Origin of the sequence: Methylomonas koyamae, from assembly GCF_019669905.1 — a bacterium.
GTDB classification, from domain to species: Bacteria; Pseudomonadota; Gammaproteobacteria; order Methylococcales; family Methylomonadaceae; genus Methylomonas; species Methylomonas koyamae.
Genome location: NZ_AP019777.1, coordinates 4,077,591 through 4,102,867, shown reverse-complemented (window position 1 = coordinate 4,102,867; position 25,277 = coordinate 4,077,591). Strand labels below are relative to the sequence as shown.

The window sequence follows — 25,277 nt, the reverse complement described above, 5'->3', positions numbered from 1 at the left end:
GTGCGTCGAGTAATCCGGGGTGGGTCGAAGCGGAGGGCGGGCTAGCCTTTGCGTTTGGCTTTTTTGGCTTTGCCTTTCAGCGTTTGCTGGGCGATCAAGGAGCGGGCCAGTTTGCGTAAACCGTTGGAGGAGACTTCCAGACCCAACGGCGAGCCGATGGATTCCAATTCGTACATCAGATCGGTCGCGGCAATCAGCGTCACGTAGCGCAACTTTTCGCCGCCCGGCAATTGGCTGGAGGCGTCGCGTAGCAACGGTGCGAAAGTATCCCACGAGCTGTTGAAAAATTTACGGACCGGGTCGTTCTCGGCGACCGATTCGCTGCTCAGGCCTTGCTCGAAGGCGCTGCCGGCTTTTTGCAGGACTTCATGCAATTTGGCGCGGGTATCCTCGGCATTGCTGCCCAACTGCGCCGTGGCTATCGATTTATCCAGAGACGCTTGCCAGTTTTGCCAGAGCCCGCGCCACTGCTTCAACTCGGCTTCGTTGAGAACCGCGGCCGGCTTGACGTCGTTCGGATTCGGGTTGTCGGCCGTGTAGCCCAGGTTGATTTGTAAGCCGTTGGCGTCGGCCTTGGCTTGGTTGAAGCGCAAGCTGTTGATCGTATCGTGCAACTCTTCGCTATGCTCGGCGGCTATATAAGGTACCAGCGCTTTGGCGATGTCCGGCCGGACTTGGTTCAAATCGATTTTTAAGCCGGACAGTTTCGGTTCGGCGGCTTTTTTGATCAAGGATTGCAATTGGCTGATATTCAGCGGCTGGCCGTTGCGGTCGAACGCGTTGAGCTGGGTAACCGGAAAACTCAGCACGTTGCCCGAAGCGTCCAGGGTGGGTTGCTGAAAGGTCTGCAGGATACCCGACCATTCCACCAGCGCCATGCATTTGCCGCCCAATGCCGTGCCGATGCGGGCCTGGACGTTGTTCTGGATTTTGACTTGGCCGTTTTCGCCGCTGATTTGCGGATGGTCCAAATCCAGATAGCTGCATTGTTTGCCGTCTTTCCAGGCCCGTACCGATTCGTCGGGGCCGGTGTAGAGCTGATTGACCAGAACGCTTCTGATAAAGCGGTATTCCATCGGCACGGGAATGTTGATTTCGCGGGCTAGACCGTTCTCCGCCGTCAGCAGCAGGGCGGTAGAGATTAAAACGGTACGCAGTGTTGACATGAATTTACTCCTTAACGTTGTCGGGCGCTGTTGGATTAAGCGCGGCGGCGCCGCGGTAAGCCGATGAAATGGGATAGCGCCGGTCGCGGCCGAACGCCCTGGGCGTGATGCGGATGCCCGGCGGCGATTGCCGGCGTTTGTATTCGTTACGGTCGACCAGCGAGACGGCGCGTTCGACCGCGTCGCGCGGATAGCCCCGCGCGACAATGTCGGCGGCCGATTGGTCCTGTTCGATGTACAGGGCCAGAATCGGATCCAGCACCGAGTAAGGCGGCAGCGAGTCTTCGTCTTTTTGGTCCGGCGCCAGCTCGGCCGACGGCGGCCGGGTGATGACCCGCTCCGGAATCACAGGCGACAGGCTGTTGCGGTATTCGGCCAATTTATAGACCATCAATTTGGATACGTCCTTTAACGGCGCAAAACCGCCGGCCATGTCGCCATACAGCGTGGCGTAGCCGACGCTCATTTCGCTTTTGTTGCCGGTGGTCAGCAATAGTTTGCCTTGCTTGTTGGATAAAGCCATCAACAACACGCCGCGGCAGCGGGCCTGGATGTTTTCCTCCGTAGTGTCTTTTCGGCTGCCGGCGAACAAGGGCGCCAGCATGTCGGAAAAAGCGTTGACGGCGGGTTCGATCGGTAGGGTGTGGAAATTTACCCCCAGCGCCTCGGCTTCCAGCCGGGCGTCTTCGTTGCTGATATCGGCGGTGTAGCGCGACGGCATTGCCACCGCTTCGACCTTGTCGGCGCCCAACGCATCGACAGCCAAAGCCAGCACCAGCGCCGAATCGATGCCGCCGGACAAGCCCAAAATCGCGCCCTGAAAGCCGTTCTTGCGTACATAATCGCGAATGCCGAGCACCAGGGCCTTGTATTCGCTGACTATCGGTCGGTAAAGCGCGACTACGCCGGTTCCGGTAGGAGTGGCGCCGTTGAATTCGACCACATCGAGCTGCTCTTCGAATTCCGCCGCACGGTAGACGACTGCGCCGCTTTTATCGGCGACGAACGAGGCGCCGTCGAATACCAACTCGTCCTGGCCGCCGACCTGATTGACATAAACCAGCGGGATGCCTGCAGCGCGGACGTGGTTGCAGATGACATCTTCGCGTTGCTGCATTTTGCCGGCGTGGAACGGCGACGCGTTCAAAGCCAGCACGATGTCGGCGCCGGCGGCGCGATTAGCGGCCATGGTATCCGGCAGCCAGACGTCCTCGCAGATAGCCAACGCCAGTTTGCAACCGTTGGCTTCGAATAGGCAGCAGCCGGTTCCGGGCTTGAAGTAGCGTTGTTCGTCGAATACGCCGTAATTGGGCAGGGCGGTTTTGTGGTATTCGGCGACGATAGCGCCGTCGCGGATTGCCGCTGCGGCGTTGTACAGTTTGCCATCCAGGCGACGCGGGAAGCCGATCACCGCAGTGATGCCGCGGATTTGCGCGACCAGTTGCTGCACGGCCCGTTCGCTTTGTGCCAGGAAATCGGCGCGCAGCAACAGGTCCTCCGGCGGATAGCCGGTTACGCACAATTCCGGAAACACGACGACGTCGGCCCGGCGTTGGCGAGCTTGCTCGGCCGCAGCCAGGATTTTGCCGACGTTGCCGGGAATATCGGCAACGGTGAAATTGAGTTGAGCTAAGGCGATTTGCAAGGTCATCGATTACTTCGAAAAACAAGCCCGCATTGCCGCACCGATATCCGACGGCGAACTGACCATGCTGACGCCGGCCGCCTTCATCGCCGCGACCTTGCCGGCCGCGGTGCCGCTGCCGCCGGTGACGATGGCGCCGGCGTGGCCCATGCGTTTGCCGGGCGGTGCGGTTTGGCCGGCGATATAGCCGACTACCGGCTTCGTCACCCGGGCTTTGATGAATTCCGCCGCCTGTTCCTCGTCGCTGCCGCCGATTTCGCCGACCATGACGATACCCTCGGTTTGCGGATCGTCCTGGAACCGCTGCAGCACGTCGATGAAGTTCATGCCGTGGATCGGATCGCCGCCGATACCGACGCAGGTGCTTTGGCCCAGGCCCTCGCGGGTGGTTTGGTGGACCGCTTCGTAAGTCAGGGTGCCGGAACGGGAAACGATGCCGATTTTGCCGGGTTGGTGAATATGGCCGGGCATGATGCCGATCTTGCATTGGCCCGGTGTGATGACGCCGGGGCAGTTGGGGCCGACCAGCAACGATTTCGTACCCTGCATCGCGGCTTTAACTTTCAGCATCTGCAATACCGGGATGCCCTCGGTAATGCAGACGATCAACTCGATGCCGGCAGCGACCGCTTCCAAAATCGCGTCGGCGGCGAAGAAAGGCGGCACGTATATCATCGTGGCGTTGGCGCCGGTAGCTTGGACGGCTTGCTCGACCGTGTCGAATACCGGCAAATTCAAATGCGCGGAACCGCCGCGGCCCGGCGTGACGCCGCCGACCAGTTGCGTGCCGTAGGCCAGGGCCTGTTCGGAGTGGAAGGTGCCTTGTTTGCCGGTGAAACCCTGGCAAATGACTTTAGTGTTTTTATCGATCAAGATAGCCATTACGCTACGCCCTCCGCCAATTTAACCGCCAATTCCGCGGCTTGGTTTAAATCGTCCGCCGTTGCCAAGCCCAATCCGGACTGGCTTAACATGGTTTTGCCCTGCTCGACGTTAGTGCCCTCCAAACGTACCACGACCGGAATGGTCAAATGCATTTCCTCGACCGCTGCCAGAATGCCGGCGGCGATGACGTCGCATTTGACGATGCCGCCGAAGATATTGACCAGCACCGCCTTGACGGTGCCGTCGGACAAAATCAGTTTGAAGGCTTCCTTGACCTTGTCTTTATTGGTGCCGCCGCCAACGTCGAGAAAATTGGCCGGTGCGCCGCCTTTCAGTTTAACCATGTCCATCGTCGCCATCGCCAGGCCGGCGCCGTTAACCATGCAGCCGATATTGCCGCCCAGCGTGACGTAATTCAGATCGAACTGCTTGGCTTCGGCTTCCTTGGCGTCTTCCTGCGACGCGTCGCGCATGGCGGCGATGTCGGGGTGCAAGGCGAGCGCGTTGTCGTCGAAATTGATTTTGGCGTCCAAGGCTACCAGCCTGCCGTCTGCGGTTTCGATCAGCGGATTGATTTCGATCTGGCTGCAATCCTTGGCCAGGAACAAGCGGTAGATGCCTTCCAAAATGGTTTGCAATTGGCCCTGCTGCTCTTTGCCCAAGCCGAACGCCGCGCCGATTTGCCGGCCTTGGTAGGGCTGCAGGCCGGCGGCCGGGTGTACCGGTACTTTGACTATTTTTTCCGGGGTTTGCGCGGCGACCGCTTCGATATCCATGCCGCCGGCAGCGGAGGCGATGAAAATCAGGCGTTCGCTTTCCCGATCCAGCAGCAGGCTCAAATAAAATTCGGATTTGATCGCCGAAGCCTCTTCGATCCAGACGCTATTGACCGGTAAGCCGGCGGCATCGGTCTGGTGGGTTACCAAGCGCGTACCCAGCATGTCCGCGGCGAATTGTCCGGCTTGTTCCGGGCTGCGGGCCAGTTTTACGCCGCCGGCCTTGCCGCGGGCGCCGGCGTGGATTTGCGCTTTGACGACGCAAGCCGAACCGGCCAATTGGCGCGCGGCATCCTGCGCTTCGGCGGCATTGGCTGCCACCGCACCGCGCGGAACCGGGATTGAAAAATCTGTAAATAGTTGTTTCGCCTGGTATTCGTGAATGTTCATCTAGGTGCTCCATGTTGAGGCGGACATCGCGGCGTTCCAAGTTGGTGCTATGATTGCCGGACACTAATTTTAAACAACTCCTGAAAAAACGACGGGCAATGCGAACCCCTGCGGCCGACACTTTATACCCCTGTCCCTTTTCCAAAGGTTACGGTATTCCCAGTCGGCAGGCTTGGCTGATGCTGAAAATCTTTGCCCTGTACCGTTTCGTCACGGCCAGCCTGTTCTCGATGCTGTTTTATTTGCGTTTCGGCCCGTCCTTGCTCGGCGCCTACGACGCGGCATTGTACCAGTTCGCCAGTGCGGCCTATTTGGCGATTTCGTTGATTGCCGGGCCGATCGCATTTCGCCAACGGCTGGGTTACGCCAGATTGGCTCAGATTTTCATCTTTACCGATATTGTGTTGGTCACGTTGATGATGCACGCCAGTGGCGGCGTCGGCAGCGGCATCGGCATCTTATTGGCGATATCGATAGCGGCCGGCGGACTGTTGGTCGGCGGCCGTTGCGCGATCTTGTTTGCCGCCTTGGCCAGCCTGGCGATTTTGGCCGAGGAGCTTTATGCAATCCAGACCCGCGCCTTCGAAACCACGACGCTGACCTATGCCGGCATGCTCGGCGTGGCTTTTTTTTCGATTGCCTTTCTGTCGGTGATCCTGGCGCAACGCGCCGAGCAGGCCGCGATTCTGGCGCAACGCCACGAGCAGACCATCGCCCGCCTGGAAAGCCTGAACCGCTACATCATTCAGCATTTGCAATCCGGCATCATGATCGTCGACGACCGCCAGGCCACCCAATTGTCCAACCAATCGGCATTGCGCTTGTTGGGGCTGGAACGGCAGCCGCAGGCATTGGCCGAAATCTCGCCGCAATTGCAGCAAGCGTTCGAGATGTGGCGCGAACGCCGCGAGCAGGATTTTGCCATCGTATCTTTGCCCGACCGTAGCGAAATTCAAGTTCAGTTCTCGGCGTTGGCCGTGGAAGAAGAAACTTTGAACATGATGATTTTCGAAGACATCGCCTTGTACAATCAGCGCTTGCAACAAAGCAAATTAGCCTCCTTGGGCCGGTTGACGGCCAGTATCGCCCACGAAATCCGCAACCCGCTGGCAGCGATCAGCCATGCCGGCCAATTGTTGGCGGAATCGCGGGCGCTGGATGCCCAGGATTTGCGCCTGACCGAAATCATCCGGATTCACTGCCAGCGGGTGAATGGTATCATCGAAGACATTCTGAAGCTGTCGCGGCGGGCGCCGTCGCAGAAGCAAAAAATCGTGCTCGACCAGTGGCTGCCGGCTTACTTGAGCGAACAACGCCTCAATCTGGGGCTGGCGGAGGATACGTTCAAACTGTCGTTTCAGACCCACGCACTCGCTGCCTGTATCGACGCCGGTCATTTGAAGCAGATTCTGGACAATCTGTGCGCCAATGCGTTGAAGTACGGCCGGCCGGAAGCGGGGCCGATTCTGGTCGAGGCGGGCATGGCGCAAGGCTCGCCTTACATCAGCGTGATAGACAACGGGCCCGGTATCGGCGCCGACAATCTACAGCATCTGTTCGAACCGTTTTTCACCACGTCTCACCAGGGGACCGGGTTGGGGCTTTACATTTCCAAGGAATTGGCCGAATTGAACCGGGCCGAGTTGAATTACGCCCCCGGCGAAAAATCCTGTTTTACCTTGTTATTGGCGAATGCCGATCGGGCGGCGATTGAAATATGAATATGCCTGTTACGTTAGTGGTCGACGACGAGCCCGATATTCGGGAACTGTTGGAAATCACGTTAAACCGGATGCAGATCCAGACCCGTAGCGCGGCTACGCTCGCCGAAGCCAAGCATTGTCTGGCTAATCAATCCTTCGATTTATGTTTGACCGACATGCGCTTGCCGGACGGAGACGGCTTGGAACTGGTCGATTACATCCAGGCCCAAGGTTTGACGCTGCCGGTGGCGGTGATCACTGCCCACGGCAGCATGGATATCGCGATCAAGGCCATGAAAAAAGGCGCTTTCGATTTTCTGTCCAAGCCGGTCGATCTGGCGGTGTTAAGGCAATTGGTCAGCCATGCCTTGCAGATCTCGCTGAACCGGGTGGCCGAAAAGGAACGCCGCACCCGCGATTTGTTGCTCGGGGAATCGGCGCCGATGCGCAATATCCGCTCCAAGATCGATAAAGTGGCGCGCAACCAGGCGCCGGTTTACATCAGCGGCGAGTCGGGTTCCGGCAAGGAATTGGTGGCGCGGCTGATTCACCAGCAAAGCCCGCGCAGCGAAAAGGCTTTTATCGCCATCAATTGCGGCGCGATTCCGCACGAATTGATGGAAAGCGAATTTTTCGGTCACAAAAAAGGCAGCTTCACCGGGGCGGTCAGCGATAAGCAAGGTTTGTTTCAAGCCGCGGACGGCGGCACGCTGTTTCTGGACGAAGTGGCCGATTTGCCGTTGGCTTTGCAAGTCAAATTACTGCGGGCGATACAGGAAAAGAAAATCCGTCCGATCGGCGAGCAGCGCGAAATTCCGGTGGACGTGCGTTTGCTGAGCGCGACCCACAGGGATTTGGCAAAAATGGTTCAGGAAGGCAGTTTTCGGCAGGACTTGTATTACCGGATCAACGTCATCGAACTGAATCTGCCGCCATTACGGGCGCGAGCCGCCGATATTCCGCAATTGACCGAACATCTGCTGCAAGGTTTGGCGCGGGCCAACGGCATTGCTATCCCGCGCCTGTCGGATGCGGCGTTGAATGCGCTGAAACAGTATTATTTTCCGGGCAACGTCCGCGAGTTGGAAAATATTTTGGAGCGGGCTTTGGCGCTGCACGAGGGCGGCGTGATCGAGGTCGACGATTTGAATTTGCCGACCGGTTTGGACTTGGCCGCGGCGGAAGATTTCGATGCCGAAAAAATGTCGCTGGAAAGTTATCTGGAAGATATCGAGAAAAAAGCGCTGAGTTCGGCTTTGGAGGAAAACCGCTGGAATAAAACCGCGACGGCTAAATATTTGGGTATGAGTTTCCGCTCGTTGCGTTACCGGTTGAAGAAACTCGGTCTGGAATAAGCGGCCGGCAGCCTCCTGCGCAAGGCTGCCGCAAGGCGCCGTCGTTATTGGTATTTGTCCAGCGTTCTCAATTGTTGTAGCGCGGCTTGGATTTTGGCGTTGGTGGCCTCGTCCAGCTCGTTGTTTTTATAGACTTTGTCCAGCAGGCCTTCTTCTACCAGAGCGTCTTTGATCCAGCGTTTGGCAAAGGAGTAGCTGGCCGGGAATTTGGCGACTTCGCCGGTTTTCGGGTTTTTCAGGCTGTCGGGATTTGCGGCCGGTTTGGTTGCGGCGGTTTTGGCCGGAGCGGCTTTGCTGGCGGTTTTCGCGGCTGGTTTGGCGGGGGCTGGTTTGGTGGGCTTTTCTACGGTTTTGGCGGCGGCGGGCGGGGCGACAGGTTCCGCGAGCGGCGCCGGCTTGGCGGCTTCCGGTTTGGGCGCCTCGGCTTTCGGAGTTTCCGGAGCTTCCTTTTTGCCGCCTAATACTACAAATACCACATAAGCCACGAAAATAGTCGTTGCGATGAAAAGCAATTCAGCCATAGTCCTTCCCCCTTGTTTTAATTCTATTTATTAAAGTTTAAGTACGCTGCAATGGCAAATAGGATTGCCGAATCCGAATATACCAGAGCGCGCGATGCCGGTAAACCAATTGGCTTGCTGTTAAGCGCGGGAGTTTTTCCCCGCATAAACTTTAAATAACCTTGGTGGGCGATTTGGGCGCGGCGAACAATATCGCATTGGAAACCTGGCTGTCGATTAAATTACGGTCGGGTTTGCCGAATGCGTAACCCTGGCCGAAATTGACGCCGATTTCTTTCAATTTAAGCGCGGTGCCGGTCGATTCTACAAATTCGGCGATGGTTTTCTTGCCCAATTTCGAGGCAATTTCCACCATCGATTTCACTAGAATCTGGTCGGTTTCGTTTTCCAGCAGGTTTTTAATAAACTGGCCGTCGATTTTTACATAATCGACCGGAAAGGTTTTCAAATAATTGAAGGAACAAAATCCGGCGCCGAAATCGTCGAGCGCGAATTTGCAGCCCAAAGCGCGAATTTTATTGATCATGTGCCGGGTTTTATCGAAGTTATCCACGGCGGCGGTTTCGGTGATTTCGAAGGTCAGGCGGCCGGCGTCGACCCAGGTCATTTCCAGCTTGTCGCTGATCGTGGATAGCAAATCCGGGTACTGGAACGCGGTGCTGGACAGGTTGATCGCTAACGACACGTAGGACATGTAAGACGGCAGCGCGGCCAGGAAGTCGATGGCGTTTTCCACCACCCATAGGTCGATGGCGTGAATCAAGCCGGTGCGCTCGGCTACCGGAATGAACTGGTCCGGCGTGATGATCTCGTCGCCCTCGCCGCGCATTCGGAGCAAGACTTCGTAATGGGAAATATTGCCGTCGGCCAATTGCACCACCGGCTGAAATACCAGAAACAGGCTGTTGTCGCGCAGTGCTTTACGGATCAACGGCACCCAATAAATATCTCGCCGCCTTTCCTTAACCGTGAGGTCTTCGCTGTTGTAAACGCAGACCTTGTCGCGGCCGGTGTTTTTCGCGAAATTGCAGGCCTGGCGGGCGTGCAGAATCATCTCTCCGGGGTGGAAGGCCGATACCGAATTGTCCAGCGTGGCGATGCCGATCGAAACCGACGCGCTGTAGCAGACTTCGCCGGTGAAGAAACGGAAATTGTCGACGGTGTTCTTGATGGTTTCGGCCAAAAGCTGTGCCTGTTTCTTGGTCTTGTTCTCGATGAACAAACAGAATTCGTCGGCGCCGATGCGGGCGAACAGGCTGGCCGGCGGCGTCATTTTTCTGACCAGAATCGCCAGCTCCACCAGCAACCGGTCACCGACCTCGAAGCCTTCCAATTCGTTGATCAAGCTGAAGCGGTCGACGTCGATGAACAACAGCGCCCCGTCTTTTTGGGTTTTGTTGCTGCGGTTCAAAATCAGGCGTAACTGGCGCTCGAAGCTGCTGCGGTTAAACAAGCCGGTCAGTTCGTCGTGCGCCACCAGAAATTTGAGCTTGGCGTCGATGACGTTTTTCGCAGCCAACTCGTTGATCAATTGTTCTTCCTGGCGTTGGCGCAACTGACGTTCCTGCTTCAGGCTCAGCAGAAATTTCACGGCCAACAATAATTCCTGGGTGTTGACCGGGGTGTGGATCCGGTAAGTCAGGCAATCGGATTCGGGTTCGGGTGGGCAATGCTCGGAGGCGCACTCGAAGTGTTCGCTGTTTAACAACAACACCGGAATCACCGACGCGGTCGTGGTGCTGGACAGGTTACGGCACATCTCATGGACTTTGCACTGCGGCAACGCCGTATTCAGCACGATCAGGCCGATGGCGTCGGGGGTTTCGCTGTAAGGGCGGAGTAATTGGTAGATTTCTTCGCCGCTGGCGGCTTGGAGAATATGGCTAAAACCTTTGGCTTTTAGCGTGGATATGATTTTCAACGCGGAGATTTCGTCATGTTCCGCTACGACGATGAGTTTTTCTTTGAGCGCGTCACTGGCAAACATTTAATACCATCCAGGTATTTGTTGGAAATGGGGAGCTTCAAACATGGGCTGGGAGAGTGGCCGGCATTGGTAAAGCTTGTAATTCCATTGAAATGGACTAGGGTTAAGCGCAGACTTTAAAGTCGTTTCTATGCTATTTCCAGTTAGTATAGGTGCAAATTTATAAATTTAGAATTGTTGATGATAGTATCCTCACCCTCCACGTTAACCATTGCCGATTTGTTGCGGGGCGATCTCCAACTCGCTTCTCCCCCCAATATTTACTTCCAATTGAAGAAGATCGTCGACGATTCCGCCAAGACCGCAAAGGACGCCGCGTTTGTGATCGAGAACGACGCAGCGCTGGCCGCCAAGTTGTTGAAGATCGTCAATAGCGCTTTCTACGGCTTTCCGGCCCAAGTCGGTTCCATTGCTCGCGCCATCACGCTGATCGGTACCCGCGAGCTGCAGAATCTGGTGCTTGGCGCGGTTATCGTGGAGCGGTTTTCCGATTTGCCCGGCCAGATTTTCACGATACACGACTTTTGGGCGCGCAATCTGCGTTGCGCGCTGATCGCCCGCGAACTCGACGCGCAATTCGGCAAGCACCACGCGGAAGTCGCCTTTATCTGCGGTTTGCTGCATAACTTGGGCCAGTTGGTGTTCTACCGCCGGATTCCGGTATTGGCTCGGGAAGTGGATTTGTTGTTGCAAGCGCAGGCGCATCTGGAAGTGGACGACGATGTCCATACCGAGCAAAGCGTGATCGGATTCGACCATTTTCAGGTCGGTGCCCAACTGTGCCAGCTCTGGAATCTGCCGGAAGCCATTGTGGAAAGCATCCGCTTGCATAGTTTTCCGGACACCATCAGCCCGTATTCCGACTTGGCCGCGATGGTGCGGTTGGCCAATTGCCTGAGCCGGATCGAGAACCCCTACGACGCGCTGGCGGTCAGCGCCCTCAACCTGTCCCCGGAACAAATCAGTTTCGTACTGGACAAGATCAGCGACGAATTCGAAGTCATTTTTAAACTGTTCTACCCCTCCCGCTAATTTATCCCGCTTTTCCGTGCCTGCCCGCTAAGGCTTGCAGCCGGTTGTGACGCAAATGTTACGGCCGTTTTTGCGGCCGCCACGCTTGCAAATCCAAAAAGGACAGCTTTGTTGCATGATTGCCGGCGGCAAGCCGCGCGGTTGAATATGTGCTGCCTATCAAATATTTTCGATCCGATTCGGCGGATTTGTTGCCTTTAAGCAACGTTGGCGTTGCTTAAACCGAGCTGTCACAAAGCTGTCATATTGCCTCCCTAAAATGCTTCCAAACTCGCCGGCCAAGCCGGTTGGCCTGTCTTAATTTATTGATTTATTTAAATTACGGAGCATTTTTGATGAAACTTTCCAAGCTTAGTTTGGCAATCGTGGCGGTGATGGGTGCCGGCAGCTTTGCCGAAGCCGTCGCGTTGGACCTGTACGTGGACGACAAAACCAAGCAGATCTTTGCCGAGCCCGGTCCCGGCCGGACCAAATTAGGGTCTTTCGAAAAAGTCGAAGACAATGCCAAACAAAAAGCCGATTTGACTGCGATTCAAACCGATCTGGAACTGAAAACCAACGAATTGAAAGCCATCGAAGAGCATATCGTGGCTCAGCGCGAAGACAAGGCCAAGAACGACGAGAAGTGGTTCAACAAGATCAACATGCGCGGTTATACCCAAATGCGTTATAACCAGCCTCTGAGTGGGGATCGCGTCGCTGGCGAACCGGAGCTGAAATCGGTCGGCGATGGTTCGATCGGCAATAACAGTAACTTCTCATTGCGCCGGGTACGTTTGGTTTTCTCCGGCGACATCAACGACTATATCTCGTTGTACTTGCAACCGGATTTCGCCACTACCAACGGCGACCTAAACTTTGCCCAGTTGCGCGATGCTTATGCCGACTTGGCCTTCGACAAAGCCCATGAATATCGGATTCGCGCCGGCCAATCGAAAGTACCGTTCGGTTGGGAAAACCTGCAATCCTCGCAAAACCGTTTGACCCTGGACCGCGACGACGCCCTGAACAGCGCGGTACCCAGCGAACGTGATTTGGGCTTATTTGCCTACTGGAGTCCGTCCGACGTACAAAAGCTCTGGAAGGATTTGACCAAGAAGGGCTTGAAAACCTCGGGTGATTACGGTGTCTTGGGTATCGGTGTTTATAACGGTCAAGGTATCAACAAAGCCGAAGCCAATGACGGGATGTATTTGGTAGCCCACTCTACCTATCCATTCGACCTGGGCTTCATGGGCCTGAGAGGTCAAGTAGTGGAAATTGGGGCTGATGCGTTATCGGGCCGGTTTAACCGATCCACTGCGGCGTATACCAGCCGCTTCGGTTCCGGCACCCCGACCGCGCGGGATAACAGCGAAGACCGGGTAGGCGTCCACGCAGTCTTATTCCCGCAACCATTCGGCTTGCAAGCGGAATGGAACTGGGGGGCGGGCTCCACGCTCGATCCGGTAACCAACGTCATCGACCGCAAACATTTGGAAGGCGGTTATGTCCAAGCCATGTACAAAATCGACGAAGTATTCGGTACCAAAGGCACGATGTTCCCTTATGTGAAATGGCAAACCTACGACGGCGCGTGGAAAGGCGTTACCAATGCCCCGAGAGTGTCGGTTGATGAAGTCGAGGCAGGTGTCGAGTATCAAATCAATAAGGCTTTGGAGTTAACTGTGGCTTACTCAACTATGAACCGTACCCAAATCCAAACTCAAACAACCGCCGCCGGATTTTTGCAGCAAGCCAGCGGCGACATGATCCGTACCCAGTTGCAGTTCAACTACTAATCGAGCCGCGGGTATTACCCGGGCAGCGGCATGTGTGGAATGAACGCCTCGTTTTTCCTGAAACGAGGCGTTTTTTTTGCCGAATAAAAACCGGATGTCGCTAGCTATCCGCTTACCGACTTCGAACAACGTCGGGTAAACTCCCCAGCTATCTTACGATTACCCGGTATCCGCCTATGTACCCCACCATGCGCCGCCTGCTGTTTCGGCCGGTTATTTTCGTCAGCTTTGTTCTTGGCCTGTTGGTGATTGCCGAATTGTTGGCGATCGGCCGCTTGACCTGGGTTAACGATCAGCGGATCCACATCATCGAACGCGATATCGGCCGCGGCCACCATTTGGAAGATACGCTATTCGAACTGCTGCAACTGCAATTGACGCTGTCGACCAATCAGAGCGCCTCCGAAGCCGAGAAAAGCCAAATGTCCGATATCCAGGAGCAATTGATCGGCGGCTTGAGCGACTACGACAGCGCGATTCCGGCTAATCTGCAGCAATTGCAGGAAGTGTTCGGCAAGGCGGTGCAGGGCGACCAGGCCAATCTGGTCCATGCCTTGCAATTGATCAAGCAGGTTCTGGACCGCCAGGCTCAAGAAGAAGAGCGGCTGTTGATCAATATCGAGGACGACGGCGAACTCGAAATGCAGTTGGCGATTTTGTTGCCGCTGTTGCTGCTGTGGATCGTCGGTTATTTCTTCCGCACCAATGTATTGGAACCGTTGGACTGTTTGAAGGAACTGTTGTCCGGTCTGGCGGAAGGCGAAATGAAGCCGATCAACCGCAGCACCTCGGATCCTTTAATGCACGCCTTGTTCGACCGCTATAACCATTTGGTCTCGCGTCTGGTGGAGCTGGAGCGCGAACATTTGCAGCATACCGAATTGCTGGAATACCGAGTCCGGCAAACCAGCCACGCTTTGCTGGAGCGCAGCCAGCAGTTGGCCAAGGCCGAGCGTTTGGCGGCATTGGCCGAATTGGCGGCCAGCACTGCCCACGAACTGCGCAATCCGCTGGCCAGTATCCAATTGGCACTGGAGAACATGTTGGAGGAATGCGGCGACAGCGAATTGGCGGAACGGTTGCGGATGGTGTACCGCGAAGTGCAGCGGCTGACTCGCAATTTGAACGATTTATTGGCCTCGGCCCGCAGTAACGGCGAGACGTCGCAACGGGTCGCGGTGCAGCCTTTGCTGGAAGAATTGTTAACCTTGCTGAAATACCAGGCCCGGGAAAATGTGGCGTTCAATTGTCGGGTGGCCGATAACCTGTATGCCTTCTTGCCGGAGAGCGAGTTCCGCCAGGCGATCCTGAATTTATTGTTGAATGCGGTGCAGGCCATCGGCCCCAATAACGGCGCCGTCGACGTCACGGCCGAGATTGTAGACGACAAGTTGGAGCTTACCGTGGTCGATTCCGGTCCGGGTTTCAGCGCCGACTTTTTGCGCCACGGCATCCGCCCCTTTGTCAGCCTGAAGGACGGCGGCAGCGGTTTGGGGTTGGCGATGGTCCGGCGTTTCGCCAAAGACCACCAAGGGGCGCTGCAATTGCAAAACGATGCCCAGGGCCATGCTTGCGTAACATTGACCTTGCCGCTGACCGTATGAGGCCGGCCGGCGTAGTTCAATCTGCTAATATTCAGCCTTTTCTGACAATGCAACGCTAATGGCTGACGCACCGAAATCTCTCGCCGCTTATGGTTGGCTGTCCATCGCCGCGGCCGTGTCGACTATCGCGCTGAAAAGTTACGCCTATTGGCTGACCGGGTCGGTGGGTTTGTTATCCGACGCACTGGAATCGGTGATTAATTTGTTGGCGGCGGTGATCATGGTTGCCGTGTTGAGTATTTCCGCCCGGCCACCGGATGCTACCCACGCCTACGGCCACGAGAAAATCGAGTATTTTTCCAGCGGCGCCGAAGGCGTGATGATTCTGCTTGCGGCTTTCAGCATCGGTTTTTCGGCTTGGGATCGCTTGTGGCATCCGCAGGCTTTGCAACAACTGGATTTGGGTATTGCCATATCGGTGTTCGCGTCGTTGATCAATCTGGCGGTCGCGCGCATTTTGATCCGGGTTGGCCGCAACCGGCAATCGATCACGCTCGAAGCCGACGGCAAGCACTTGATGACCGACGTCTGGACCACGGTCGGCATCCTGGTCGGGATTGCCTTGATTTCAGTGGGCAACCGGTTCGAAGCCAGTTTGAGTCTGGCGAAAAGTCTGGGTATGACCGGCTGGGAAATTCTGGATCCGTTGCTGGCGATCGGCGTGGCCTTGCATATCGTTTGGGCCGGCTTGCAGTTGATTCGGCGTACCGTTTCCGGATTGCTCGACGCGGCCTTGCCGGCCGACGAGGTCAGAGCCATCGTTGAGGTGTTGGAGCAATACGTCGCCAGCCATGCTATTGCCTACCACGCCTTGCGGACCCGTTACGCCGGTGCCCGCCGTTTCATGTCGGTGCACGTGCTGGTGCCGGGCCAATGGAGCGTACAGCAGGGCCACGATTTGCTGGAAGACATCGAGCGGCGGATCATGGACAATTTGGACAACATCGATATCGACACCCATCTGGAACCGATCGAAGACCTTGCCTCCTGGGAGCATAAATAACGCCTATGCCGGACACTCTGTTAATCATCGAAGATGAGGCCTTGCTCGGTTCCGAGCTGGCGCGTTTTTTTCGGAAAAAAAATTGGGAAGTGACGATTAGCGAGAATCTGCAACAAGCCGAGCGGCATTTGTTGAGCCAGACTATCGATCCGTTGGTGGTGTTGTCCGACATGAACCTGCCGGACGGCAATGCCCTGGATTTGCTGGAAAGAATCAAGGACAAAATCGTCAGCAGCGAATGGGTGTTTTTAACCGGTTACGGCGGGGTTGCCGACTCGGTGCGGGCGGTGCGTTTGGGCGCTTACGACTTCGTCGAAAAACCCTGCGAGCTGGAGCGGCTGAACTTGTTGGTCGAAGGTGCAGCGCGCAGTGCGCGGGCCCAGCGCCAGGTGCAGCATCAGGCTATGGCGCGCAACAGCAAGCACACGGTAGATGCCTTGATCGGCGGCAGTCAGGCGGCGACTTTACTGAGGACTATGATCGCCCAGGTGGCGAATACGCCGTTTTCCAGTTTGATCATTTCCGGCGAAACCGGTACCGGCAAGGGCTTGATCGCCCGCATCCTGCACGCCTCCGGCAACCGGGCCAATGCGCCGCTGATCGAGATCAACTGTGCGGCGTTGCCGCGGGAATTGTTGGAATCGGAATTATTCGGGTACGAAGCCGGCGCGTTTACCGGTGCCAAGAAGCGCCACCGCGGTTTGTTCGAGCAGGCCCACACCGGCACTTTGTTTCTCGACGAGATCGGCGAGATGGATCTGGATTTGCAGACCAAGTTACTGAAGGCGGTGGAGGATTTGCGCATTCGGCGTTTGGGCGGCGAAACCGAGATTGCGATAGACGTGCAAATCATCGCCGCCACCAACTTGAATCTGTTGCAAAAAGTCGAGCTGGGCTTATTCCGCAGCGATTTGTACCACCGCCTGAACGTGATGAGCCTGCGGGTGCCGGCCTTACGCGAGCGCAAGCAGGATTTGGAGGAACTGGTGCCGTTTTTCGTCGCCGAGAGCAACCGCAAGTCGGCGAAGAATGTCAGCAAAATTTCCAAACAGGCCTGGGCTTTATTGAAAGGCTACGATTGGCCCGGCAACGTGCGCGAATTGCGCAATGTGGTCGAGCGCTGCGTGTTGCTGGCAACCGACGAGAACTTTCCCGAGCATTGGTTGCAATTGCCGAATGCACCGACCGGTCCGGCCGTGCAGCAAAACGAAAACGGCATTTTTCTGCCGTTGGACGGCAGTCTGAGCCTGCACGATATGGAGAAATACCTGATCCAGGAAGTATTGAACCGCACCGACGAAAATGTCACCGCGGCTGCACGGATGTTGGGCACGACCCGAGAGACTTTGCGTTACCGGGTGCAGAAATACAACCTGAAGTGCAAGGGCTCTTAGGCTTCGATCAAATTCAACACGGCTTCGGTGACGTTATTGCCGTCGATCTTGAAGCCGCGCATTTCCAATACGCCTTTGGTGTTCAACGAGATAATCAAATTCAGCGCATCCGGATAAGCGGCTTCGGCGATGTCGGTGGCCGAGGGCGTGGCCGGCGCGTCGGGATGGGAATGGTAAATCGCGAACAGGCTTTGCCCGTTTTCGCGCATTTGCTTCATCGCCGCGATTTGTTCGGCCGCATCCAGTAAAAATCGGCGTTTCGGCTCGGCGGCACTGTTGTTGACCGGATAGCAGCCGACCGGTTTGCCGCTGGCGTCGGCGCCGATCAAACCGCAGATCTCGGCCTCCGGTGACATTTGCGCCAGATGCAGCAATTGGTTGGTCAGTTTGCGCGGCAGGTTGATTTCTAAAGTGTTGGTCATGAATTCCATACCCCTGTGGTAACGCGAGGATTATTCGCTAAATCGTTGTGCGTGGCGATCTGCCGGTAACCGAGCGCCGCCAAAATCGCCTGGACGCCGGCTTGTTGATTGTAACCGTGTTCCAGCAGCAGGTGTCCTTGCGGCTTCAGGTGGGCTCGGGCTTGTTCGGCGATCGAGTGGATGTCTTTCAGGCCGTTTTCGGCGCTGACCAAAGCGCCGGCCGGTTCGAAACGGACATCGCCCTGCTGCAAATGTGGGTCGTCGTCGGCAATATACGGCGGGTTGCTGACCACCAAGTCAAAACCGGATTCGGTAATTTCCGCAAACCAATTCGATGCGGCGAATTCGACGTTAGTTACCCGGAGCTGCGCAGCGTTACGCTTGGCGATTTCCAGTGCCGCCGGGCTGACATCGGTACCGGTGACGCGGGCCAGCGGCCGTTCGGCGGCCAGCGTAATCGCCAGTATCCCGGAACCGGTGCCCAGATCGATGACCTTGCCGGTACTATCGGCCGGCAGCAAGCTCAAGCAGAGTTCGATCAGTAACTCGGTATCCGGTCGCGGAATCAGTACGTCGGCGTTGACTAGAAAGTCGCGCGACCAGAATTCGCGGCAGCCGGTCAAATAAGCCACCGGAACGCCTTGCCGGCGGCGTTCGAGCAAGCTGCGAAATTCGGCGACCGGTTCGGCATCCGGCCGGTGCTCCGGCCAGGCGCGCAGATATGAGCGCGGCTTATCCAGGCAATGGCAAAGCAGAACTTCGGCGTCGAGCCAGGCGGTTTCGGAGCTTTCGGCTAGCGTGCGGGCGGCGGAAGCCAGCAAATCGGCGATGCTTGACTGTTCGCCGCGATCGGTGTCAGACATTGCCGAGCTGGGTCAGCAATTCGGCCTGGTGCTCGTGGATCAAGGGTTGAATGACTTGCTCCAGCGCGCCTTCCATAATGTCTTCCAATTTATACAGCGTCAGGTTGATGCGGTGGTCGGTCAGGCGGCCCTGCGGGTAATTGTAGGTGCGGATACGCTCGGAACGGTCTCCGCTGCCCACCTGCAGTTTGCGGCTTTCCGATTGTTCGGCATGGATTTTTTCTTGTTCGGCGGCCAGCAAACGCGCTTGCAGTACCGACATTGCCCGCGCCCGGTTTTTGTGTTGCGAGCGCTCGTCCTGGCACTCGACGACGACGCCGGTCGGAATGTGGGTGATGCGAATCGCCGAATCCGTTCTATTGACGTGCTGGCCGCCGGCGCCGGAGGCGCGGTAGGTGTCGATGCGCAGATCGGCCGGATTGATCTCGATTTCGTCGACGCTGTCGACTTCCGGCATGATCGCCACGGTGCAAGCCGAAGTATGCACTCGGCCCTGCGATTCCGTTTCCGGCACCCGCTGCACCCGGTGCGTGCCGGATTCGAATTTCAATTGCGAATAGACGTTCTGGCCGGCGACGCGCATGATGATCTCTTTGTAGCCGCCATGCTCGCCGCGGTTTTCGTTGATGATTTCCACATTCCAGCCTTGGCGCTCGGCATAGCGTTGGTACATGCGCGCCAGGTCGCCGGAAAAAATCGCCGCTTCGTCGCCGCCGGTACCGGCGCGGACTTCCAGAAAGACGTTGTGGTTATCGTTGGGGTCTTTCGGCAGCAGCAGGATTTGCAATTCCTGCTCCAGGGTTTCCCGCCGGCTGTCGGCCGCGGCGATTTCTTCCTTGGCCATCTCTCGCAGTTCCGGGTCGCTGTCTTTGGCCATTTCCTTGGCCGCTGCCAAATTGGCTTCGTTATCTTGGTATTGTTTGTAGCAGGCGACGATGGGTTCGAGCTGGGCATACTCCTGGCTCAGGCTGCGGAATTGGTTTTGGTTGCTTTGCACTTCCGGTTGGGTTAGCAGCGCGGTAATTTCTTCGAAGCGCTCGCCGAGGTTTTCCAGCTTGGTTTTTATCGAGGGTTTCATTAACAGTTATCTTAATTTGAAAATTTCGCGGGAGGCGGCGATCAGGTCGTGGCGTTCGTTGGCGCCGGCATCGCGCAGTTGCGCGCACGGAGTATGGATGAGTTTGTTGGTCAGGGTATGGGCCAGGCGTTGCAACACGTCTTCGGCGCTGGCGCCGCTGTTGAGTTGGGCTAGCGCTCGTTGCAAGGCTTCGTCGCGGGTCTGCTCCGCTTGGGCACGGTAATCGCGAATGGTTTCTTGGGCGCCTTGCGAGCGCAGCCAAGCCAGGAAATGTTCGACTTGGGTGTCGATGATCTCTTCGGCTTGTTCGGCGGCGCGGCGGCGGGAGTCCATGTTCTGGTTCACGGTGTGCTGCAGGTCGTCTACCGTGTACAGATAAACGTCGCGTAAGTGCCCGACTTCGGCCTCGATATCGCGCGGCACGGCCAAATCGACCATGAACATCGGTTTGTGTTTACGGATTTTGATCGCGCTCTCGACCCGGCCTTTGCCTAAAATCGGCAACTGGCTGGCGGTGGACGAAACTACGATATCGGCTTCGGCCAGATGGTTGGGCAGTTCCGCCAGCGAGATGGCATAGCCGTTAAATTGGGCGGCGAGCGCGTGCGCTTTATCGTAAGTGCGGTTGGCGATGATAATCCGGCCGATGCCGTGTTGGAACAAATGCCGGGCGGTGAGTTCTATGGTTTCGCCGGCGCCGATCAACAGTGCGGTCTGGTCGCTCAGCTTGTCGAAGATTTGCTGCGCCAGTTGCACCGCGGCGAAGGCCACGGAAACCGGGCTGGAGCCGATCGCCGTATCGGTACGCACCTTTTTCGCGGCGGAAAAGGTATGCTGGAATAGCTTGCTGAGGTTGCGGCCCAGCGTGCCGGCTTGCGAGGCGGCGTGGTAGGCGGTTTTCATCTGGCCCAGAATTTGGGGCTCGCCGAGTATCATCGAATCGAGGCCGCAGGCGACGCGAAACATGTGGCGAATCGATTGGCTGTCTTTATAGCTGTATAGGTAGGGCGTGAACTCGGCAGGTTTGATCCGCTTGGTATCGGCAATCCATTCCACCAGAGAGCTTTGGTCGTCGCTATCGGCCTGACAGTAAAATTCGGTACGGTTGCAGGTAGAAAGTATTGCCGCTTCGCTGATTTCGCGGATGCTCCACAAATTTTTCAGCGTGCTTTCCAGGGCTTCCGACGGGAACGCTAACCGTTCGCGGACGGCGACCGGCGCAGTGTTGTAATTTATCCCTACGGCAAGAAGAGTCATTGGTTTAAGCGTAATCACTTAAGAAAATTCCTATATTTTAAGTAATGCGCTGTTTTTGTCCAAATCCAATCAAACAGCGGCCCTACTCGCCGGGGTTTTTCTGGTAATCTATTTAAAACAATTTTCTGAACACGGGTCGATTGATTGCATGAACAAATGGATAGCCACAGCAATAGTTTTATCTTTAGCCGGATGTGCTGTTGCGCCTGAAAAGGAGGCAACGGTCGAGGGGCGGCCGGCAAAGGTCGACGGCCTGGAAAGCCGGGTTAACCGCAACACCGTGATCGACGAAGAGGTGTTGTATTTGCTGATGGCGGCGGAGTTGGCAGGCCAGCGCAACCAATACGATTTGGCCATGGATGCTTACTTGCAGGCCGCAAAACGGGTCGACGATCCGCGCATCGCCGAAAGGGCGGTGAAAATCGGCTTGTTCTTGAAGGACGAAACGCGGACGCGGGAAGCGTTGACGGTATGGCTGTCTAAAGACGGCAAAAATTTGGCGGCCAGAAAATTCGCGGCGCTGTTGGCGATTAAGAATTCGGACCGTAAGGCTGCGCTGGATAATCTCGATGCGATGCTGGTCGACGATCCCGCCGGTTTCGAAGCCGGGTTGCTGGAGATGAGCAAACTGTTGGAAAAAGAGGGCCGGACTCAGTTTACTTACGACGTGTTGGATGAGTTGGCGCAAATGCGTCCGGCGCATGCCGGCATCTTCTTCGTCCAGGCCGTATTGGCTTCGGTACTGCAACAAAACGAACTGGCCCAACAAAAAATCAGCCAAGCGCTGTTATTGGAGCCCGACTGGAACAAGGCGGTTATTTTTCAAGCCCAGTTGGCCGGGCGCGCAGGCGACTTGGTCAAGGCCAGAGAGTATCTTGAAAAAGCGGTCAAACAAGCGCCGAACGACAAGCAGCTGCGCAAAATGCTGTTGGAGGTTTTGGTCAGTAATCGCGATTACGACGACGCGATCAAGCTTTGCCAGTCGGTGCTGGACGATAAGCCCGACGATCCCGAGACACTGTTTACGCTGGCTTTGATTCACATGCAGCAAAACCAGGTCGACAAAGCCGAAAATACTTTGGAGAAGCTTTTGTCCAATCCGGAATGGGAAGGCCAAGCCAGTTTTTATCTGGGCAAGATAGAGCTGGACCAACAGCGACCGGAAAAAGCCTTGGCTTGGTTCGATCGGGTCGAAGAAGGCAATTATGCGTTCGACGCCGATATGGCGGCAGTGTCGTTGTTGATGGGGCAGAAGCGTTTAGATGACGTCGAGGCGCGCGTCAAGCGGATGGAGGTCAAATATCCTGAGCAGCGTCTACGGATTCTGATGGTCAAGGCGGAGTTGTACAACCAGTCCGGCCGGTATCAGGAAGCTTTCGATGCATTAAGTTTGGCGCTTAAGGAGGCTCCGGAGAATCGCGATGTGCTTTACGCCCGTGCGCTGGTTGCTGAGCGTTTGGATAAGCTTGACGTTCTGGAAGCCGATTTGTTGAAGATTTTGGAGAAGAAACCGGACGACGTGGCGGCGTTGAATGCGCTGGGTTATACCCTAGTCGATAGAACGCAACGCTACGATGAGGCGGCAAAATATTTGGGCAAGGCCATCGAGTTGCAACCCGATGAGCCGGTGATCGTCGATAGCTACGGTTGGTTGTTGTATAAGCAGGGTAAGTTGGCGTTGGCCTTGGAATATTTGCGCAAGGCCTACGAGAAACAACCGGAAAACGAGATTGCCGCCCATATTGCCGAGGTGCTTTGGGAGATGGGCGACAAAAAGCAGGCGAGGGAATTGTTCGATGCCGCGTTTAAAAAATCTCCGGATGACGAATATCTGCTTGAGTTCAAAAAACGCTTTTTGCAGAACGGCCAGTGATTATGCTTCTTCGAGGGTTGGGATTGACTTGTTTTTTGGCGTTGTCGGCTTGTTCGCTGGTTAACGAATCCGGTGTGTCCGTCTACCGTCCCTTCGAAACCCAGGCGTTGCAGGCGCATGAGCAATGGGCTTTTGCCGGCAGGCTGGCGGTTGCGGATGAGCGGGAGTCGTTTTCCGCGTCCGTGAACTGGCGGCATCGCGGAGTCAGAGACGATATAGAGCTGCTTGGACCCTTGGCGCAAGGCCGGTTGGCGATCAGTGTGGCCGACGGTACCGTTACTATTGACGACGGCGAAAATCAGCAAGAGTTCTTCGGTTCTGCAGAGCAGGTCCTGTCCGAGCGGTTGGGTGTGGCGATGCCGGTCAAGTCGCTGAAATATTGGGTGTTCGGTATTATCGATCCCGATTTGCCGGATGTCGAGTTGGATGCCGGTTTTATGCAAGCCGGCTGGCGGGTTACTTTTAAAGATTCGCACCGGATCGAGGCGGCGTCTTTGCCCAAGAAAATCAATATCGAGAAAGACAGGACAAAAATTAAGTTAATAGTGGATCAGTGGGATTTGTCGTGACTGAGGGGCAATTGAATTCGATGGGGTGGGGCGAGAAGTGGCCGGCTCCGGCAAAGTTGAATCTGATGTTGAGAATAACCGGTCGCCGAGCGGATGGTTACCATCTATTGCAAACCGTTTTTCGATTTATCGATTTATGTGATTGGATTAGTTTCAGTCCTTCCGTGGATGGCAGGGTTAGGTTACGGAACCCAATCCCTGGGGTGCCCGAGGGCGACGATTTGACCGTAAGGGCGGCTAGGTTGCTCAAAGAATATACGGGTTGCTCTGAGGGTGTGTGGATCGAGATCGAGAAAAATTTGCCGATGGGCGGCGGTTTGGGCGGCGGGAGTTCCGATGCGGCCACTACGTTGTTGGTGTTGAACCGGCTTTGGGGGGTGGGGCTTTCCTTGGAAACGCTGATGGAGCTGGGGTTGCGCTTGGGGGCCGATGTTCCTGTGTTTGTGTTTGGTCGTACTGCCTGGGCGGAGGGTGTTGGAGAGAAGCTCTCCGCAGTTAGCGTTCCTGATCGGTGGGTCGTGGTAGTTAAGCCGGATTGCCATGTCGACACGAGGCAAATTTTTTTGGCTGATGGGTTGACAAGGAATAGCAAACCCATCACAATGACGGACTTTCTTGCAGGGGATGCACGAAACGATTGCCTTCCGGTTGTGAGTGATTTATATCCTACAATCACAGAGGCTGTCGAAGCCTTGTCGCAATTCGGAGTGGCTAGGCTGACCGGGACGGGGGCTTGTGTTTTTGCGGAATTTGATTCCGAAGATTTAGCAAGGCGCGCGTTCTTCGAATTAAGTGAGGTGTGGCAGGTTTATCTCGCCAAAGGCGTCGATAGGTCGCCTCTTCACTCTAAGTTAGGACAAGGAAAGTTTTAATTCAATTATTGGGCTGTCGCCAAGCGGTAAGGCACGGGGTTTTGATCCCCGCATACCTAGGTTCGAATCCTAGCAGCCCAGCCATAATTTCCAAATTTAAATCCCTTGGGAGTGCTTGAATGCGCGAAGCTTCAGTAATGGTATTCTCCGGCAATGCCAATAAGGCCTTGTCTGAAGGTATCGTAAAGAAGCTGAATATGCGTCTGGGCATGGCTAGCGTCGGTCGTTTTAGCGACGGCGAGATTTTTGTGGAGATTCAAGAGAATGTCCGCGGAAGGGATGTGTTTGTTATTCAGCCGACTTGTTCGCCCACCAATGAAAACTTGATGGAATTGTTGGTGATGATTGATGCGCTTCGGCGTGCGTCTGCGGCTAGGATAACTGCGGTGATGCCATACTACGGCTATGCGCGACAAGACAGGCGGTCGCGATCGGCGCGGGTTCCGATAACGGCGCGTTTGGTGGCTGACATGATTGGTAATGCTGGTGCGGATCGGGCGCTTACGGTCGATCTGCATTCTGATCAGATTATGGGGTTTTTCGGAATCCCGGTCGATAATGTGTATGCATCTCCGATTTTGTTGGGTGATATCTGGCGGCAAGAATATCCGGATTTGATAGTCGTCTCTCCTGATGTTGGCGGCGTAGTGAGGGCTAGGGCGATTGCCAAGCGGTTGGGTGATGCGGATTTAGCGATTATAGATAAGCGCAGGCCTAGGCCAAATGTCTCCGAAATCATGCACATCATCGGTGATGTCGACGGCAGAACTTGTGTAATGGTCGATGACTTAGTAGATACGGCGGGAACGCTGTGTCACGCGGCTGCGGCATTGAAGAAGCATGGTGCGAAAAAAGTCGTTGCTTACTGTACGCATCCTGTGTTGTCCGGGCCTGCGGCAGAGAATGTCAGGCAGTCCTTGCTTGATGAGTTGGTTGTGACCGATACGATACCGCTGACTGAAGAGTTGGGGGGGGTTGTTAAGATTAGGCAGTTAAGCGTTGCTGAAATGCTGGCTGAAACTATAAGGCGAATAGCGGTTGGAGAGTCCGTGAGTTCGTTATATGTTGATTAACAAGAATTAAAGTAGTGCTTGAATGGCA

At 55.9% G+C, this 25,277-nt stretch carries 21 protein-coding genes and 1 tRNA gene; 12 read left to right on the top strand and 10 right to left on the bottom strand.

What is annotated here, in order from left to right; translation table 11 throughout:
• Window positions 1–41 precede the first annotated feature (41 nt).
• Genes MKFW12EY_RS18465 through sucC form a run of 4 tightly spaced genes read right to left on the bottom strand, consistent with a single transcriptional unit; the run spans window position 42 to window position 4,862 of the window.
• The gene (locus MKFW12EY_RS18465; RefSeq protein ID WP_221053536.1) at window positions 42–1,166 is read right to left on the bottom strand and encodes a hypothetical protein; all 1,125 of its coding nucleotides are present in this window, start codon (window positions 1,164–1,166) and stop codon (window positions 42–44) included.
• Between the two features lie 4 nt (window positions 1,167–1,170).
• Entirely contained in the window at window positions 1,171–2,817 is a 1,647-nt protein-coding gene (locus MKFW12EY_RS18460; protein WP_221053535.1) for an NAD+ synthase, read from the bottom strand.
• Between the two features lie 3 nt (window positions 2,818–2,820).
• A complete protein-coding gene (sucD, locus tag MKFW12EY_RS18455) occupies window positions 2,821–3,693 on the bottom strand; it encodes a succinate--CoA ligase subunit alpha (protein ID WP_221053534.1) in 873 nt (290 codons plus the stop codon).
• Window positions 3,693–4,862: an ADP-forming succinate--CoA ligase subunit beta gene (sucC, locus tag MKFW12EY_RS18450; RefSeq protein WP_054763603.1), complete on the bottom strand. Its 1,170-nt coding sequence runs from the start codon at window positions 4,860–4,862 to the stop codon at window positions 3,693–3,695. The genes sucD and sucC overlap by 1 nt, the downstream gene beginning before the upstream one ends.
• Before the next feature lie 98 nt (window positions 4,863–4,960).
• On the opposite strand from sucC, the gene MKFW12EY_RS18445 reads away from it, so the two are divergent.
• Window positions 4,961–6,583, top strand: coding sequence for a sensor histidine kinase (locus MKFW12EY_RS18445; RefSeq protein ID WP_064022753.1), 1,623 nt, complete (start codon window positions 4,961–4,963; stop codon window positions 6,581–6,583).
• Entirely contained in the window at window positions 6,580–7,920 is a 1,341-nt protein-coding gene (locus MKFW12EY_RS18440; protein WP_054763602.1) for a sigma-54-dependent transcriptional regulator, read from the top strand. Before MKFW12EY_RS18445 ends, MKFW12EY_RS18440 begins: the two co-directional genes overlap by 4 nt.
• Before the next feature lie 44 nt (window positions 7,921–7,964).
• On the opposite strand, the gene MKFW12EY_RS18435 is transcribed toward MKFW12EY_RS18440, so the two are convergent.
• Window positions 7,965–8,441 carry a hypothetical protein gene (locus MKFW12EY_RS18435; protein ID WP_221053533.1) on the bottom strand — a complete coding sequence of 159 codons (477 nt, stop codon included), beginning with the start codon at window positions 8,439–8,441 and terminating at the stop codon, window positions 7,965–7,967.
• A 151-nt stretch (window positions 8,442–8,592) separates the two neighbouring features.
• The gene (locus MKFW12EY_RS18430) at window positions 8,593–10,428 is read right to left on the bottom strand and encodes an EAL domain-containing protein (RefSeq protein WP_054762703.1); all 1,836 of its coding nucleotides are present in this window, start codon (window positions 10,426–10,428) and stop codon (window positions 8,593–8,595) included.
• Between the two features lie 180 nt (window positions 10,429–10,608).
• Between MKFW12EY_RS18430 and MKFW12EY_RS18425 the strand changes: the two genes are divergently transcribed.
• The 5 genes from MKFW12EY_RS18425 (at window position 10,609) to MKFW12EY_RS18405 (ending at window position 17,242) form a co-directional block, all read left to right on the top strand.
• Window positions 10,609–11,460, top strand: coding sequence for an HDOD domain-containing protein (locus tag MKFW12EY_RS18425; RefSeq protein ID WP_054762725.1), 852 nt, complete (start codon window positions 10,609–10,611; stop codon window positions 11,458–11,460).
• A gap of 335 nt (window positions 11,461–11,795) precedes the next feature.
• Window positions 11,796–13,241 (top strand): porin, encoded by a 1,446-nt coding sequence (locus MKFW12EY_RS18420; RefSeq protein ID WP_221053532.1) that lies wholly within the window; start codon window positions 11,796–11,798, stop codon window positions 13,239–13,241.
• Between the two features lie 176 nt (window positions 13,242–13,417).
• The gene (locus MKFW12EY_RS18415) at window positions 13,418–14,845 is read left to right on the top strand and encodes a sensor histidine kinase (RefSeq protein WP_245006352.1); all 1,428 of its coding nucleotides are present in this window, start codon (window positions 13,418–13,420) and stop codon (window positions 14,843–14,845) included.
• 58 nt (window positions 14,846–14,903) lie between these two features.
• Window positions 14,904–15,848, top strand: coding sequence for a cation diffusion facilitator family transporter (locus tag MKFW12EY_RS18410; protein WP_221053531.1), 945 nt, complete (start codon window positions 14,904–14,906; stop codon window positions 15,846–15,848).
• A gap of 5 nt (window positions 15,849–15,853) precedes the next feature.
• Window positions 15,854–17,242 (top strand): sigma-54-dependent transcriptional regulator, encoded by a 1,389-nt coding sequence (locus tag MKFW12EY_RS18405; RefSeq protein WP_221053530.1) that lies wholly within the window; start codon window positions 15,854–15,856, stop codon window positions 17,240–17,242.
• On the opposite strand, the gene MKFW12EY_RS18400 is transcribed toward MKFW12EY_RS18405, so the two are convergent.
• The 4 genes from MKFW12EY_RS18400 to hemA are packed head-to-tail and all read right to left on the bottom strand — an operon-like array spanning window position 17,239 to window position 20,862.
• Entirely contained in the window at window positions 17,239–17,664 is a 426-nt protein-coding gene (locus tag MKFW12EY_RS18400) for a M67 family metallopeptidase (RefSeq protein WP_054762726.1), read from the bottom strand. The two genes, MKFW12EY_RS18405 and MKFW12EY_RS18400, sit on opposite strands and share 4 nt — an antisense overlap.
• Window positions 17,661–18,527, bottom strand: a complete 867-nt coding sequence (prmC, locus tag MKFW12EY_RS18395) for a peptide chain release factor N(5)-glutamine methyltransferase (RefSeq protein WP_054762709.1) — start codon at window positions 18,525–18,527, stop codon at window positions 17,661–17,663. The genes MKFW12EY_RS18400 and prmC overlap by 4 nt, the downstream gene beginning before the upstream one ends.
• The gene (gene prfA / locus MKFW12EY_RS18390) at window positions 18,520–19,605 is read right to left on the bottom strand and encodes a peptide chain release factor 1 (protein WP_054762710.1); all 1,086 of its coding nucleotides are present in this window, start codon (window positions 19,603–19,605) and stop codon (window positions 18,520–18,522) included. Before prfA ends, prmC begins: the two co-directional genes overlap by 8 nt.
• Before the next feature lie 6 nt (window positions 19,606–19,611).
• The gene (gene hemA, locus MKFW12EY_RS18385) at window positions 19,612–20,862 is read right to left on the bottom strand and encodes a glutamyl-tRNA reductase (protein ID WP_064022745.1); all 1,251 of its coding nucleotides are present in this window, start codon (window positions 20,860–20,862) and stop codon (window positions 19,612–19,614) included.
• A 148-nt stretch (window positions 20,863–21,010) separates the two neighbouring features.
• Here hemA and MKFW12EY_RS18380 point away from each other — a divergent pair, with 148 nt between their 5' ends.
• From MKFW12EY_RS18380 to MKFW12EY_RS18360, 5 genes are all read left to right on the top strand, one after another.
• The gene (locus MKFW12EY_RS18380) at window positions 21,011–22,735 is read left to right on the top strand and encodes a tetratricopeptide repeat protein (protein WP_221053529.1); all 1,725 of its coding nucleotides are present in this window, start codon (window positions 21,011–21,013) and stop codon (window positions 22,733–22,735) included.
• A gap of 2 nt (window positions 22,736–22,737) precedes the next feature.
• Window positions 22,738–23,304, top strand: coding sequence for a lipoprotein insertase outer membrane protein LolB (gene lolB, locus MKFW12EY_RS18375; RefSeq protein WP_054762717.1), 567 nt, complete (start codon window positions 22,738–22,740; stop codon window positions 23,302–23,304).
• 20 nt (window positions 23,305–23,324) lie between these two features.
• Window positions 23,325–24,176: a 4-(cytidine 5'-diphospho)-2-C-methyl-D-erythritol kinase gene (gene ispE / locus MKFW12EY_RS18370; RefSeq protein WP_054762729.1), complete on the top strand. Its 852-nt coding sequence runs from the start codon at window positions 23,325–23,327 to the stop codon at window positions 24,174–24,176.
• A gap of 9 nt (window positions 24,177–24,185) precedes the next feature.
• A tRNA-Gln gene (locus MKFW12EY_RS18365) sits at window positions 24,186–24,260 on the top strand.
• Window positions 24,261–24,295: 35 nt separating this feature from the next.
• On the top strand, window positions 24,296–25,249 hold the full coding sequence (locus MKFW12EY_RS18360; protein WP_054762719.1) for a ribose-phosphate diphosphokinase: 954 nt from the start codon (window positions 24,296–24,298) through the stop codon (window positions 25,247–25,249).
• The last annotated feature ends 28 nt before the right edge of the window (window positions 25,250–25,277 follow it).